Raw genomic sequence first — 14725 nt, 5'->3', positions numbered from 1 at the left:
TGTAGATTAAAAGGGAGGTAGGCCCCTTGCTAGATGTAAATAATTTTGAGTATATGAAAATTGGTTTAGCTTCCCCCGATAAGATCCGTTCGTGGTCTTTCGGGGAGGTTAAAAAGCCCGAAACGATCAACTATCGTACGTTGAAGCCAGAAAAAGATGGTTTGTTCTGTGAACGTATCTTCGGTCCTACGAAGGACTGGGAATGTCACTGTGGTAAATACAAGCGTGTCCGTTATAAAGGCGTCGTTTGTGACCGCTGTGGTGTCGAAGTAACAAAGGCCAAAGTTCGTCGTGAGCGTATGGGTCACATCGAACTTGCTGCACCTGTATCTCATATCTGGTACTTCAAAGGAATCCCTAGCCGTATGGGTCTTGTTTTAGACATGTCCCCACGTGCTTTGGAAGAAGTCATCTACTTCGCTTCTTATGTAGTAACAGAACCAGGTGACACGGCACTTGAAAGAAAACAACTTCTTTCCGAAAAAGAATACCGTGCGTACCGTGAGAAATACGGAGTGAAATTCCAAGCTGCAATGGGAGCTGAAGCGATTAAAAAGCTTCTTCAGGACATTGACCTGGATAAAGAAGCTGATTTCTTGAAGGAAGAACTGAAAACAGCTCAAGGTCAACGCCGTACCCGTGCAATCAAACGGTTGGAAGTAGTGGAATCTTTCAGAAACTCAGGAAATGATCCCGATTGGATGATTCTTGACGTGCTTCCTGTCATTCCTCCAGAGCTTCGCCCGATGGTTCAACTTGACGGTGGACGCTTTGCGACTTCTGACTTGAATGATTTATATCGTCGTGTTATTAACCGTAATAACCGTCTTAAACGTTTATTGGACCTTGGTGCTCCAAGCATCATCGTTCAGAACGAGAAGCGTATGCTTCAAGAAGCGGTCGACGCTTTAATTGATAATGGTCGTCGCGGCCGTCCTGTTACAGGACCGGGTAACCGTCCATTAAAATCCCTTTCACATATGCTTAAAGGGAAGCAGGGTCGTTTCCGTCAGAACCTTCTTGGTAAACGTGTTGACTATTCCGGTCGTTCTGTAATCGTTGTTGGACCTAACCTTAAGATGTATCAATGTGGTCTTCCTAAAGAAATGGCTCTTGAGTTATTCAAACCATTTGTGATGAAGGAGCTTGTTGAAAAAGGGTTGGCTCACAACATCAAGAGTGCCAAGCGCAAGATTGAACGCGTTCAGCCGGAAGTATGGGATGTATTAGAAGGGGTCATTAAAGAACATCCAGTTCTTCTTAACCGTGCACCTACTCTTCATAGACTTGGTATTCAAGCATTTGAACCAACTCTTGTCGAAGGTAGAGCGATCCGTCTTCATCCACTTGTATGTACAGCATACAACGCGGATTTTGATGGTGACCAAATGGCGGTTCACGTACCTCTATCTTCTGAAGCACAAGCTGAAGCGCGCATGCTCATGCTTGCTGCCCAAAACATCCTAAATCCGAAAGACGGTAAACCGGTTGTTACACCGTCCCAGGATATGGTATTAGGTAACTATTACCTGACACTTGAACGTGAAAATGCTGTTGGTGAAGGTATGATCTTCAATGATGCAAATGAAGTCATCCTTGCATATCAAAATGGTTATGTACACTTGCATACCCGTATTGCGATCCATGCAAGCACCATCAATAATAAAACGTTCACCGAGAAGCAAAATAAACAATTATTATTAACAACGGTAGGTAAAGTAATCTTCAACGAGATCTTACCTGATACATTCCCGTTCATAAACGAACCAACAAGAACGAACTTGGAAGTTGCGACTCCTGAGAACTACTTTGTTGATCCGTCAACGGACGTGAAAGAAGTATTCCAAAGCCGTGAGTTAATCAACCCATTCAAAAAAGGTTTCTTAGGGAATATCATTGCGGAAGTATTCAAGAAGTTCGCCATCACGGAAACATCTCGTATGCTTGATAAGATGAAGGACCTTGGATTCAAATATTCCACTAAAGCTGGTATTACAGTAGGTATCGCAGATATCGTTGTATTAGCGGAAAAAGAAGAGATTTTGATCGAAGCTCAAAGTAAGGTAGACAACGTATTAAAACAATTTAAACGTGGTCTGATTACAGAAGATGAAAGATACGATCGCGTTATCTCCATCTGGAGTGCAGCGAAAGATACGATTCAAGGTAAGTTAATGGCGACACTGGATAAACGCAATCCAATCTTCATGATGAGTGACTCAGGTGCCCGTGGTAACGCATCTAACTTCACTCAGCTTGCTGGTATGCGTGGTCTGATGGCCAACCCGGCTGGTCGTATCATCGAGTTACCGATCAAATCAAGTTTCCGTGAAGGTCTGACGGTTCTTGAGTACTTCATCTCTACACATGGTGCGCGTAAAGGACTTGCCGATACAGCACTGAAAACAGCTGACTCAGGTTACCTGACACGTCGACTAGTTGACGTTGCCCAGGACGTAATCGTTCGTGAAGAAGACTGTGGAACAGACAGAGGCTTACTTGTAGGCTCCATTAAAGAAGGTACGGAAATCATCGAACCTCTTGAAGAACGTCTACTTGGCCGTTACTCACGCAAAACATTGCGTCATCCTGAGACAGACGAAATCATCATTACAGAAAATCAGCTGATCACAGAAGACTTGGCTAAGACGATTATTGATGCTGGTGTTGAACATGTTTCAATCCGTTCTGCCTTCACATGTAACACAAGACACGGTGTTTGTGAAAAATGTTACGGAACGAACCTTGCAACAGGTCAAAAAGTTGAAGTCGGGGAAGCTGTTGGTATCATCGCTGCTCAATCCATCGGGGAACCGGGTACTCAGTTAACGATGCGTACGTTCCATACCGGTGGGGTAGCAGGAGACGATATCACACAAGGTTTACCGCGTATCCAGGAGATCTTCGAAGCGCGTAATCCGAAAGGTCAAGCTGTCATTTCTGAAATCGATGGTGTGATCACATCCATCAGTGAAGGAAAAGATCGTCAGTACGAAATTACCGTACAAGGTGATGTGGAAACAAGAAGTTACACAGCTCCTTACACAGCGCGCCTTAAGTTCGCTGTGAACGATAAAGTCGCACGCGGTCAGGAAATCACTGAAGGTTCGATCGATCCGAAAGAACTTCTTAAAGTCCGTGATGTGTCTGCTGTTCAAGAATACTTGCTGCGCGAGGTACAAAAAGTATACCGTATGCAAGGGGTTGAAATCGGCGACAAGCACGTTGAAGTCATGGTTCGTCAAATGCTGCGTAAGGTCCGTGTCATCGATGCTGGTGAATCCGAAGTACTTCCAGGTACCCTTATGGATATCCATCAATTCAGAGATGCGAACGAGAAAGCATTATTCGGCGGCAAGCTTCCGGCGACAGGACGTCCTGTACTGCTCGGGATCACCAAAGCTTCACTTGAAACGGATTCCTTCTTATCCGCAGCATCATTCCAGGAAACAACTCGTGTGTTAACGGACGCTGCAATTAAAGGAAAACGTGATGAGTTATTAGGATTGAAAGAAAATGTTATCATCGGTAAACTTGTTCCTGCCGGTACAGGTATGCAACGTTACCGCAAGGCAGAACCTGTTTTAGCAGAAGATACTAGTGAAGAAACAGTAACAGTAGAGTAATCTATTTAGGCTAACTCTTAGGCGGGTTTGATTGCTCAAACGACAGTCTTAAGAGTTAGCTTTTATAAATCTTTTAAATCTATGTTGACACAGAGATTTTAAGATGATAATATATTCAAGGTTGCTCCTATTAATAACCTGTTACTTTGGAGGATATGAAATGTCTTATGAAAAAGTAGCGCAGGCTCAAGAAATTATTGTAGGAACAAAGCAAGCAGTGAAAGCTCTAAAAAATGGTCATGTAACGGAAGTGGTAATTGCGGAGGATGCTGATCCCAAGGTTACGGCGAAAGTAGTTCAGACCGCGATAGATCTTAATGTACCGGTTAACAAAGTGGATTCGATGAAGAAACTTGGTAAATCGTGCGGAATAGATGTTGGAGCAGCAGCTGTTGCGATTATACAGTAAGATAGTTTTTGTAGAAACGATCTACAAAAACTTTACTTTTACCCAAAAAAGAACCACCTGGATGTGTGGGCTTACCAAATAAGAAGGGAGGAAAACAAAATGCCAACTATTAACCAATTAGTTCGCAAGCCTCGTCAGTCAAAATCAACAAAATCAAAGTCACCAGCTCTTAACAAAGGTTATAACAGCTTTAAGAAGGTGCACACTAACTTGTCTTCTCCACAAAAACGTGGTGTATGTACTCGTGTTGGTACTATGACTCCAAAGAAACCGAACTCGGCTTTACGTAAATATGCCCGTGTTCGTTTGACAAATGGAATCGAGGTTACTGCTTACATTCCTGGTATCGGACACAACCTTCAAGAGCACAGTGTTGTTCTTATCCGTGGAGGACGTGTAAAGGATTTACCGGGGGTACGTTATCACATCGTACGTGGTGCGCTTGATACAGCTGGAGTTGACGGCCGTATGCAAGGACGTTCTAAATACGGAACTAAGCGCCCTAAAGCAGCTAAAAAATAATAAAACAACAATAAATTCATTTCTCGTTGAAAGGAGGAAATCACATGCCACGTAAAGGTCCTGTAGCAAAAAGAGACGTTTTACCTGATCCAATGTACAATTCTAAATTAGTTACTCGTTTAATCAACAAAATCATGATTGACGGTAAAAGAGGTAAAGCTCAGAAGAAATTATACGCAGCGTTTGATATCATTAGCGAGCGTTCAGGTAAAGATGCAATGGAAGTATTCGATGCAGCTTTAAAAAATATCATGCCGGTATTGGAAGTAAAAGCTCGTCGTGTAGGTGGTTCAAACTATCAAGTACCTGTAGAGGTGCGTCCAGAGCGTCGTACTACATTAGGTCTTCGTTGGTTGGTAAACTACTCTCGTCTTCGCGGTGAGAAGACAATGGAAGAGCGTTTAGCTAACGAAATCCTTGATGCAGCTAACAACACTGGTGCTTCTGTCAAGAAGCGTGAAGATACACACAAGATGGCTGAAGCGAACAAAGCGTTTGCTCACTATCGTTGGTAATCTGATCTTAAACAAACAAATCATTCTTTTATAAGGAAGGAGAAAGACCGCATGCCTAGAGAGTTCTCCTTAGAAAACACTCGTAATATCGGTATCATGGCTCACATCGATGCTGGTAAAACAACTGCAACTGAGCGTATCCTATTTTATACAGGTCGTATCCATAAAATTGGAGAAACTCACGAAGGTGCTTCTCAAATGGACTGGATGGAGCAAGAGCAGGAACGTGGTATCACTATCACATCTGCTGCGACAACAGCTCAATGGAAAGGCCATCGTATCAACATCATTGATACTCCAGGACACGTAGACTTCACTGTTGAAGTTGAACGTTCCCTGCGTGTACTTGATGGTGCAGTAGCAGTTCTTGATGCTCAATCTGGTGTTGAGCCTCAAACTGAAACAGTTTGGCGCCAAGCAACAACTTACGGGGTTCCTCGTGTTGTGTTCGTTAACAAAATGGACAAAATCGGTGCTGACTTCCTTTACTCTGTAAAAACTCTTCATGAGCGTTTACAAGCGAATGCACATCCAATTCAGCTTCCAATCGGTGCTGAGGATGACTTCGAAGGTATCATCGACTTAGTAGAAATGAAAGCATATTTCTATGAAGATGACCTTGGAACACGTGCAGAAGCTCGTGACATTCCTGATGAGTATAAAGATCAAGCTGAAGAATACCGTGGAAAGCTAATTGAAGCAGTATCTGAACTTGATGAAGAGCTTATGATGAAGTACTTAGAAGGCGAAGAGCTTACTAACGAAGAAATCAAAGATGCTATCCGTGCGGCTACATTAACTGTTGAGTTCTACCCAGTGGTTTGTGGATCTGCATTCAAAAACAAAGGGGTTCAATTACTAATTGACTCAGTTATCGATTATCTTCCAGCACCAACAGATGTTGAAGATATCAAAGGTTTTGTTCCTGAAACAGAAGAAGAAGTGACTCGTCCATCTTCAGACGATGCTCCATTCTCTGCTTTAGCGTTCAAAGTTGCAACTGACCCTTATGTTGGTAAATTAACTTTCTTCCGTGTTTACTCTGGTGTTCTTGAGTCAGGTTCATACGTAAGAAACTCTTCTAAAGGAAAACGTGAACGTGTAGGTCGTATCCTGCAAATGCACGCTAACTCCCGTGAAGAAATCTCCCAAGTGTATGCTGGGGATATCGCAGCAGCGGTTGGTCTGAAAGATACTTCTACTGGAGATACACTATGTGATGAAAAGAACCTTGTTATCTTAGAATCCATGGTATTCCCAGAGCCTGTTATCTCTCTATCTGTTGAGCCTAAGTCTAAGGCTGACCAAGATAAAATGACAACTGCTCTACAAAAACTACAAGAGGAAGATCCAACATTCCGTGCGCATACTGACCAGGAAACAGGTCAAGTTATCATCGCCGGTATGGGTGAGCTTCACTTAGATATCATCGTTGACCGTATGAAACGTGAATTCAAAGTGGAAGCAAACGTAGGTGCTCCTCAAGTATCTTACCGTGAAACTTTCCGTGATACGGCTAAAGTTGAAGGTAAGTTCGCTCGTCAATCAGGTGGACGTGGACAATTCGGACACGTTTGGATCGAATTCGCGCCTAACGAAGAAGGTAAAGGATTCGAATTCGAAAACGGTATCGTCGGTGGGGTTGTTCCTCGTGAATACATCCCTGCAGTACAAGCCGGTCTTCAAGATGCTCTTGAAAACGGAGTATTAGCTGGATTCCCACTTGTTGATGTGAAAGCAAGATTATTCGATGGTTCATACCATGACGTCGACTCCTCTGAGATGGCGTTCAAAATCGCTGCATCAATGGCACTTAAGAATGCTGCTTCTAAATGTAAGCCAGTTATCCTTGAGCCAATGATGAAAGTTGAGGTTGTTATCCCTGAGGAATACCTTGGAGATATCATGGGTGACGTTACTTCCCGTCGTGGACGTGTAGAAGGTATGGAAGCACGCGGTAACGCTCAAGTCGTTAAAGCGTTCGTACCTCTATCAGAAATGTTTGGATATGCAACATCTCTTCGTTCTAACACACAAGGACGTGGAACATACTCCATGCACTTCGATCACTACGAAGAAGTACCTAAGTCGATTTCTGAAGAAATCATCAAAAAAAATAAAGGTGAATAATTGATTTATTCGCTTTTATAAAGTATAAATACTAATGTAAGCAATTGTTGTTTCAGAGGTGGTTATTAACCGTCTCTGAGGCACCCAAAATATACTTATTTTCTTTAAAATTAAAGGAGGATTTTCAAATGGGTAAGGAAAAATTTGATCGTTCCAAGCAACATGCGAATATCGGTACAATCGGTCACGTTGACCATGGTAAAACAACTCTAACAGCTGCAATCACAACTACACTTCACAAGAAGTATGGTCGTGGAACTGCAATGGCTTATGACCAAATCGACGGTGCTCCAGAAGAAAGAGAACGTGGAATCACAATCTCTACTGCACACGTTGAGTACGAAACTGATACTCGTCACTATGCACACGTTGACTGCCCAGGACATGCTGACTATGTTAAAAACATGATCACTGGTGCTGCACAAATGGATGGTGGGATCCTAGTAGTTTCTGCTGCTGACGGCCCAATGCCACAAACTCGTGAGCACATCCTTCTTTCTCGTCAAGTAGGTGTACCTTACCTAGTTGTATTCATGAACAAATGTGACATGGTAGACGACGAAGAACTACTTGAATTAGTAGAAATGGAAGTACGTGACCTTCTTTCTGAGTACGATTTCCCTGGCGATGACGTACCAGTAATCAAAGGTTCTGCTCTTAAAGCTCTTGAAGGAGATCCTGAGTGGGAAGCGAAAATCTTCGAACTTATGGAAGCTGTAGATAGCTACATCCCAACTCCAGAGCGTGACACTGACAAGCCATTCATGATGCCTGTTGAGGACGTATTCTCAATCACAGGTCGTGGAACAGTTGCTACAGGACGTGTTGAGCGTGGACAAGTTAAAGTTGGAGACACTATCGACATCATCGGTCTTTCTGAAGAGCCTAAATCTACAACTGTTACAGGTGTAGAAATGTTCCGTAAGCTTCTTGACTATGCTGAAGCTGGAGACAACATCGGTGCACTACTTCGTGGTGTAGCTCGTGAAGATATCCAACGTGGACAAGTACTTGCTAAGCCAGGTACAATCACTCCACACACAAAGTTCAAAGCAGAAGTTTATGTTCTTTCTAAAGAAGAAGGTGGACGTCACACTCCATTCTTCACTAACTACCGCCCTCAGTTCTACTTCCGTACAACTGACGTAACTGGTATCTGTAACCTTCCTGAAGGTGTAGAAATGGTTATGCCTGGCGATAACATCGAAATGACTGTTGAGCTTATCGCTCCAATCGCTATCGAAGAAGGTACTAAGTTCTCTATCCGTGAGGGTGGACGTACTGTAGGTGCTGGAGTAGTAGCTACAATCACTGAGTAATCATTGATATCAAAAACAGATGGACCTCGTGTCCATCTGTTTTTTTTGTGTTTAAATAGCTACGTATTTCATCAAATAGAATAATGGTGCTGTCGAGTTTCTTCTATATAGTATAGTACTTGTTTATATATGTTGATCAACCTTCAGTATAAAGTTTGAAATTGAAATAATTTAGCTTATGGCTCACACTTCACATTAGATATATTTCCTGCATGAATAAGTAACTGATATACTAAGTTGATTGGAGCGGAGGGATGCTCGACTCCTGAGGGAATAGCGGGAAAGTTGANNGAGACCCCACAGGGCAAAGCCCGAGGAGGCTCAACTCACGCCCCGCGGAAAGCGAGCATCCCGGAGCGGAAATCAACAAGCACTCACTCTAGAAGAAATATTATAATTAAGAGCTATTTAATAATGATTAATAGTTCACTTTGAATTTAAGCAATTTAATCCATTAACGTTGTTATATTAAATATTGTGAAAATAACCGATCGGCTTGAAAATAACAGCCTTCATTTGTATAATAGAGAAAGTGTGCAAAACATAAAGAAATTGCAAGAAACCCTTGCTTCTTCTGGGTGTTTTAGTTATAATAGACAATGTTGGTCTTTGACTGCGATGAAACAGAAGGTTGCTGACACACACGGCCGCTTTGCCATGGCGAGTGTGTGGGAAATTTCTGTGGAGAATGTCTATTCAAAAATAGGCGATAAAGGAGGGAAAATAATGGCAAAACAAAAGATTCGTATCCGTTTAAAGGCTTATGATCACAGAATCCTTGATCAATCAGCTGAGAAAATTGTTGAAACAGCAAAACGTTCTGGTGCGGCGGTTTCTGGACCGATCCCACTACCGACTGAAAAGTCTGTTTACACAATCCTACGTGCTGTGCACAAATACAAAGATTCTCGTGAGCAATTCGAAATGCGTACTCATAAACGCTTAATCGACATTGTAAATCCGACACCTCAAACAGTTGATGCGCTTATGCGTTTAGACTTACCATCAGGTGTAGATATCGAAATCAAACTTTAATTCATAAAAACCATAATAATCAGGAGGTGTGACTTATGACCAAAGGAATCTTAGGAAGAAAGATTGGTATGACTCAAGTTTTCGCTGAAAACGGTGATCTTATCCCTGTAACTGTTATCGAGGCTGCTCAAAACGTGGTACTTCAAAAGAAATCTACAGACGTTGATGGCTACGAAGCTATCCAAGTAGGTTTTGAAGACAAACGTGAAAAGCTTTCTAACAAACCAGAGAGAGGCCACGTTGCTAAAGCTGAAACTGCTCCTAAGCGCTTCATCCGTGAAATCCGCGGTGTAAACGTAGAAGAGTACGAAGTTGGTCAAGAAGTCAAAGTTGATATTTTCGCTGCAGGCGAAATCGTAGATGTAACAGGAGTTTCAAAAGGTAAAGGTTTCCAAGGTGCAATCAAGCGTCATAACCAATCACGCGGACCTATGTCCCATGGTTCTCGTTACCACCGTCGTCCCGGTTCAATGGGTCCTGTTGATCCAAACCGTGTATTCAAAGGTAAATTACTACCTGGACGTATGGGCGGAGAGCAAATTACAATTCAAAACCTTGAAATTGTAAAAGTTGATGCTGAACGTAACCTTATCCTAGTAAAAGGTAATGTACCTGGACCTAAGAAACAACTGATCAAAGTAAAGTCAGCTATTAAAGCAAACTAATAGAACTTTTCAAGAAAGGAGGAAACAAGAATGCCGAAAGTAGCATTATTTAACCAAAGCGGTTCTAAAGTTGGTGATATCGAACTTAATGACACTGTTTTTGGTATTGAACCAAACACACATGTGATGACTGAAGCAGTATTGATGCAAAGAGCGTCTTTACGCCAAGGTAATCATAAAGTAAAAAATCGTTCTGAAGTACGTGGCGGTGGGCGTAAGCCTTGGCGTCAAAAAGGAACAGGTCGTGCTCGTCAAGGGTCAATCCGTTCTCCACAATGGCGCGGTGGTGGTACTGTATTTGGACCAGTTCCACGCAGCTACAGCTACAAACTTCCTAAGAAAGTTCGTCGCTTAGCGATTAAATCTGCTCTTTCTTCTAAAGTAGTAGAAGAAAACATCTTAGTATTAGAAGCATTATCATTCGATGCTCCTAAAACAAAGGAATTTGCTAACGTTCTTAAAGGTCTTTCTGTTGATTCTAAAACATTAGTAATCACTGACGGTCTTGACGAAAACGTAGCACTTTCAGCTCGTAACATCCCTGGTGTAACAGTTGTTCCTGCTGATGGAATTAGCGTTCTGGACGTATTAGGACATGACAAACTAGTGATGACTAAATCAGCTGTTGAAAAAGTAGAGGAGGTGCTCGCATAATGGATGTACGTGAAATCATTAAGCGCCCCGTAATTACAGAGGCTTCAACTGATCTTATGTCTGAGAAAAAATACACTTTCGAAGTTGATACTAGAGCCAACAAGACTCAAGTAAAAGACGCCGTTCAAGAAATCTTTGACGTGAAAGTAGAAAAAGTCAACATCATGAACTACAAAGGTAAGTTCAAACGTATGGGTAAACACGCTGGTTACACTAACAAGCGTCGTAAAGCAATCGTTAAACTTACTGCTGACAGTAAAGAAATCGAATTCTTTGAAGTATAAAATTCTTTAATTAAGAAGAGGAGGGAAAAACATGGCGATTAAAAAGTATAAACCTACCTCTAATGGTCGTCGCGGCATGACTAGTTCTGATTTTGCTGAAATCACAACGGATTCTCCGGAAAAGTCACTTTTAGCACCCCTACACAAAAAGGGTGGCCGTAACAACCAAGGTAAGTTAACAGTTCGTCATCAAGGTGGCGGTCATAAGCGTCAATACCGTATCATCGATTTCAAACGTGAAAAAGATGGTATACCTGGACGCGTTGCTACGATCGAATACGATCCAAACCGCTCTGCAAACATTGCACTAATCAATTACGCTGATGGGGAAAAACGTTACATCCTGGCTCCGAAAACAATCGAAGTTGGTATGGAAGTAATGTCTGGACCTGAAGCAGATATCAAAGTAGGTAATGCGTTACCACTTATCAACATCCCAGTTGGTACAATCGTACACAATATTGAACTTAAACCAGGTAAGGGTGGCCAGTTAGTACGTTCTGCTGGAACATCTGCACAAGTACTTGGTAAAGAAGGTAAATATGTACTTGTACGTTTGAACTCTGGTGAAACTCGTATGATCCTTTCTGCTTGCCGCGCTACAGTAGGTCAAGTTGGAAACGAGCAGCACGAACTTATCAACATTGGTAAAGCCGGACGTTCTCGTTGGTTAGGGAAACGCCCAACAGTTCGTGGTTCTGTAATGAACCCTAACGATCACCCACACGGTGGTGGTGAAGGACGCGCTCCAATCGGACGTAAATCACCAATGTCTCCATGGGGCAAACCGACTCTTGGATACAAGACACGTAAGAAAAACAACAAATCTGATAAATTTATTGTGCGTCGTCGCAAAAAATAACGGGATTGTACTACGGTTCCTGAAAAGAGCCGTAGATCAATCACGAAGGGAGGTTCAAACATGGGTCGTAGCTTAAAAAAAGGACCTTTTGTTGATGATCATTTAATGACTAAGATCGAAAAATTGAACGAAACTGAAGGCAAACAAGTTGTGAAAACTTGGTCTCGTCGCTCAACGATCTTCCCAGCATTCATCGGTCACACTATCGCAGTTTACGATGGTCGTAAACATGTACCTGTATACGTCACTGAAGACATGGTAGGTCACAAGCTTGGTGAATTCGCACCATCTCGTACTTACAAAGGTCACGCAAGTGATGATAAGAAAACAAGACGCTAATTGAGAGGAGGGTATCCTAATGCAAGCAAAAGCTGTTGCAAGAACAGTACGTATTGCTCCTCGTAAAGTACGTTTAGTCGTTGATCTAATCCGAGGTAAGCAAGTTGGAGAAGCGGTTGCTATCTTAAAGCATACACCTAAAGCTGCTTCACCAGTAATCGAAAAAGTACTTAAGTCTGCTATTGCGAACGCAGAGCACAACTTTGACATGGATATTAATAGCCTAGTGGTAACTGAGGCTTATGTAAATGAAGGACCAACACTTAAACGTTTCCGTCCTCGTGCGATGGGACGTGCAAGTCAAATTAACAAACGTACAAGTCACATTACACTTGTCGTATCAGAAAAGAAGGAGGGATAAGCTGTGGGTCAAAAAGTACATCCGGTCGGACTTCGTGTCGGTATAATCCGTGATTGGGAATCTAAATGGTACGCAGATAAAGATTACGCTAATCTATTACACGAAGACATTAAAGTACGTGAATATATTGCAAAACGTTTAGTTGACGCTTCTGTTTCTAAAGTAGAAATCGAACGCGCAGCAAATCGTATTAACATTACTGTTCATACAGCTAAGCCTGGTATGGTTATCGGTAAAGGTGGTACAGAAGTTGAAGCACTTCGTAAAGCTCTTAACGAACTTACTTCAAAACGTGTACACATCAACATCGTTGAAATCAAAAGAGCTGACGTTGATGCTAAATTAGTAGCAGAAAACATTGCTCGTCAATTAGAAAACCGTGTTTCTTTCCGTCGTGCTCAAAAGCAATCGATCCAACGTGCGATGCGTGCTGGAGCTAAAGGAATCAAAACACAAGTATCTGGTCGTCTAGGCGGAGCAGATATCGCTCGTGCAGAACATTACAGTGAAGGTACTGTTCCACTTCATACACTACGCGCTGACATTGACTATGCTCATGCAGAAGCTGACACAACTTATGGTAAGCTTGGCGTTAAAGTATGGATCTATCGTGGAGAAGTTCTTCCTACAAGAAAGAAATCTGAGGAAGGAGGCAAATAATTATGTTATTACCTAAACGCGTTAAACATCGTCGCGAACACCGCGGAAAAATGCGTGGACGTGCTAAAGGCGGTCAAGAAGTAGCGTTCGGTGAATACGGTTTACAAGCAGTTGAGGCTTCTTGGATCACTAACCGTCAAATCGAATCAGCTCGTATCGCTATGACTCGTTACATGAAACGTGGCGGTAAAGTATGGATTAAAATCTTCCCTCATAAACCTTACACTGCAAAACCTTTAGAAGTACGTATGGGTTCAGGTAAAGGTGCTCCAGAAGGTTGGGTAGCAGTAGTTAAGCCTGGAAAAATCATGTTTGAAATCGCTGGTGTTTCTGAAGAGGTAGCTCGTGAAGCACTTCGTCTGGCATCACACAAACTTCCAATCAAAACGAAGTTTGTAAAACGTGAGGAAATTGGTGGTGAATCAAATGAAAACTAATGAAATTCGTGACCTAACCACTGCTGAAATTGAACAAAAAGTAAAGACTCTGAAAGAAGAGTTATTTAACCTTCGCTTCCAACTTGCGACTGGGCAATTAGAAAACACAGCTCGCATCCGTGAAGTCCGCAAAGGGATCGCTCGTATGAAAACTGTAATCCGTGAAAGAGAGATCGGGGTTAACAATCGATAAATGAGAGGAGGTTTGCTTAAATGAGTGACCGCAACCAACGTAAGGTATACACTGGCCGTGTTGTTTCCGACAAAATGGATAAAACAGTAACGGTTATGGTAGAAACTTATAAAAAGCATTCTCTATACGGCAAGCGCGTTAAGTACTCTAAGAAGTTTAAAACTCATGATGAGAACAACGAAGCAAAAGTAGGCGATATCGTACGTATCATGGAGACTCGTCCACTATCTGCTACAAAACGTTTCCGTTTAGTAGAAGTTGTTGAAAAAGCAGTTATTATCTAATATATTTGTTCGGATATTTTATATTCCGAAGGGAGGTTACCTACATGATTCAACAAGAATCACGTTTAAAAGTTGCTGACAACTCTGGTGCTCGTGAAGTATTAACTATCAAAGTACTTGGTGGTTCTGGACGCAAGACAGCTAACATCGGTGATGTTATCGTGTGTACAGTAAAACAAGCAACACCAGGTGGCGTTGTTAAAAAAGGTGACGTAGTTAAAGCAGTAGTTGTTCGTACTAAATCTGGTGTACGTCGTCAAGACGGTACTTACATCAAATTTGACGAGAACGCTTGTGTCATTATCCGTGACGATAAAGGACCACGTGGAACTCGTATCTTCGGACCTGTTGCCCGTGAGCTGCGTGACAGCAACTTTATGAAAATTGTATCTTTAGCTCCAGAAGTTCTTTAATAGATATTAGCATTGGG

General features: G+C 42.2%; 18 protein-coding genes. All 18 read left to right on the top strand.

Going from position 1 to position 14725, the window contains the following annotated elements; genetic code table 11:
- Positions 1–26: 26 nt before the first annotated feature.
- The 18 genes from rpoC to rplN all read left to right on the top strand — a co-directional run bounded on the left by rpoC (position 27) and on the right by rplN (position 14708).
- The gene (rpoC, locus tag CN378_RS15760; RefSeq protein WP_034765999.1) at positions 27–3626 is read left to right on the top strand and encodes a DNA-directed RNA polymerase subunit beta'; all 3600 of its coding nucleotides are present in this window, start codon (positions 27–29) and stop codon (positions 3624–3626) included.
- 160 nt (positions 3627–3786) lie between these two features.
- Positions 3787–4035: a 50S ribosomal protein L7ae-like protein gene (locus CN378_RS15755; RefSeq protein ID WP_098353394.1), complete on the top strand. Its 249-nt coding sequence runs from the start codon at positions 3787–3789 to the stop codon at positions 4033–4035.
- Positions 4036–4134: 99 nt separating this feature from the next.
- Positions 4135–4557 (top strand): 30S ribosomal protein S12, encoded by a 423-nt coding sequence (rpsL, locus tag CN378_RS15750; RefSeq protein WP_034765995.1) that lies wholly within the window; start codon positions 4135–4137, stop codon positions 4555–4557.
- A 44-nt stretch (positions 4558–4601) separates the two neighbouring features.
- Positions 4602–5072: a 30S ribosomal protein S7 gene (gene rpsG / locus CN378_RS15745; protein ID WP_034765993.1), complete on the top strand. Its 471-nt coding sequence runs from the start codon at positions 4602–4604 to the stop codon at positions 5070–5072.
- A 51-nt stretch (positions 5073–5123) separates the two neighbouring features.
- Complete coding sequence (gene fusA / locus CN378_RS15740) at positions 5124–7202, top strand: elongation factor G (protein WP_098353392.1); 2079 nt, start codon at positions 5124–5126, stop codon at positions 7200–7202.
- Positions 7203–7330: 128 nt separating this feature from the next.
- Positions 7331–8521 (top strand): elongation factor Tu, encoded by a 1191-nt coding sequence (gene tuf, locus CN378_RS15735; protein WP_060674126.1) that lies wholly within the window; start codon positions 7331–7333, stop codon positions 8519–8521.
- Positions 8522–9247: 726 nt separating this feature from the next.
- Positions 9248–9556, top strand: coding sequence for a 30S ribosomal protein S10 (rpsJ, locus tag CN378_RS15730; RefSeq protein ID WP_007085291.1), 309 nt, complete (start codon positions 9248–9250; stop codon positions 9554–9556).
- 35 nt (positions 9557–9591) lie between these two features.
- Positions 9592–10221: a 50S ribosomal protein L3 gene (gene rplC, locus CN378_RS15725; RefSeq protein WP_060674124.1), complete on the top strand. Its 630-nt coding sequence runs from the start codon at positions 9592–9594 to the stop codon at positions 10219–10221.
- A 30-nt stretch (positions 10222–10251) separates the two neighbouring features.
- Positions 10252–10875 carry a 50S ribosomal protein L4 gene (gene rplD / locus CN378_RS15720; protein WP_098353390.1) on the top strand — a complete coding sequence of 208 codons (624 nt, stop codon included), beginning with the start codon at positions 10252–10254 and terminating at the stop codon, positions 10873–10875.
- Positions 10875–11159, top strand: a complete 285-nt coding sequence (rplW, locus tag CN378_RS15715) for a 50S ribosomal protein L23 (RefSeq protein WP_098353388.1) — start codon at positions 10875–10877, stop codon at positions 11157–11159. The genes rplD and rplW overlap by 1 nt, the downstream gene beginning before the upstream one ends.
- 31 nt (positions 11160–11190) lie before the next feature.
- Positions 11191–12021, top strand: coding sequence for a 50S ribosomal protein L2 (gene rplB / locus CN378_RS15710; RefSeq protein ID WP_044340525.1), 831 nt, complete (start codon positions 11191–11193; stop codon positions 12019–12021).
- A gap of 60 nt (positions 12022–12081) precedes the next feature.
- On the top strand, positions 12082–12360 hold the full coding sequence (gene rpsS, locus CN378_RS15705) for a 30S ribosomal protein S19 (protein ID WP_034765978.1): 279 nt from the start codon (positions 12082–12084) through the stop codon (positions 12358–12360).
- A 19-nt stretch (positions 12361–12379) separates the two neighbouring features.
- Entirely contained in the window at positions 12380–12721 is a 342-nt protein-coding gene (rplV, locus tag CN378_RS15700) for a 50S ribosomal protein L22 (protein WP_034765976.1), read from the top strand.
- Positions 12722–12724: 3 nt separating this feature from the next.
- Entirely contained in the window at positions 12725–13381 is a 657-nt protein-coding gene (gene rpsC, locus CN378_RS15695; RefSeq protein WP_034765973.1) for a 30S ribosomal protein S3, read from the top strand.
- 2 nt (positions 13382–13383) lie between these two features.
- Positions 13384–13818 carry a 50S ribosomal protein L16 gene (gene rplP, locus CN378_RS15690; RefSeq protein ID WP_034765971.1) on the top strand — a complete coding sequence of 145 codons (435 nt, stop codon included), beginning with the start codon at positions 13384–13386 and terminating at the stop codon, positions 13816–13818.
- The gene (rpmC, locus tag CN378_RS15685; protein ID WP_032085278.1) at positions 13808–14011 is read left to right on the top strand and encodes a 50S ribosomal protein L29; all 204 of its coding nucleotides are present in this window, start codon (positions 13808–13810) and stop codon (positions 14009–14011) included. Before rplP ends, rpmC begins: the two co-directional genes overlap by 11 nt.
- Positions 14012–14031: 20 nt before the next feature.
- Positions 14032–14295, top strand: coding sequence for a 30S ribosomal protein S17 (gene rpsQ / locus CN378_RS15680; RefSeq protein WP_032085279.1), 264 nt, complete (start codon positions 14032–14034; stop codon positions 14293–14295).
- A 44-nt stretch (positions 14296–14339) separates the two neighbouring features.
- Positions 14340–14708, top strand: a complete 369-nt coding sequence (rplN, locus tag CN378_RS15675) for a 50S ribosomal protein L14 (protein ID WP_032085280.1) — start codon at positions 14340–14342, stop codon at positions 14706–14708.
- Positions 14709–14725: the final 17 nt, after the last annotated feature.

The organism is Bacillus sp. AFS015802 (assembly GCF_002561455.1).
In the GTDB taxonomy this organism is placed as follows: Bacteria; Bacillota; Bacilli; order Bacillales; family Bacillaceae_B; genus Rossellomorea.
The sequence above is the reverse complement of the archived record's forward strand: the minus strand, read 5'-3'. Positions and strand labels throughout refer to the sequence as shown.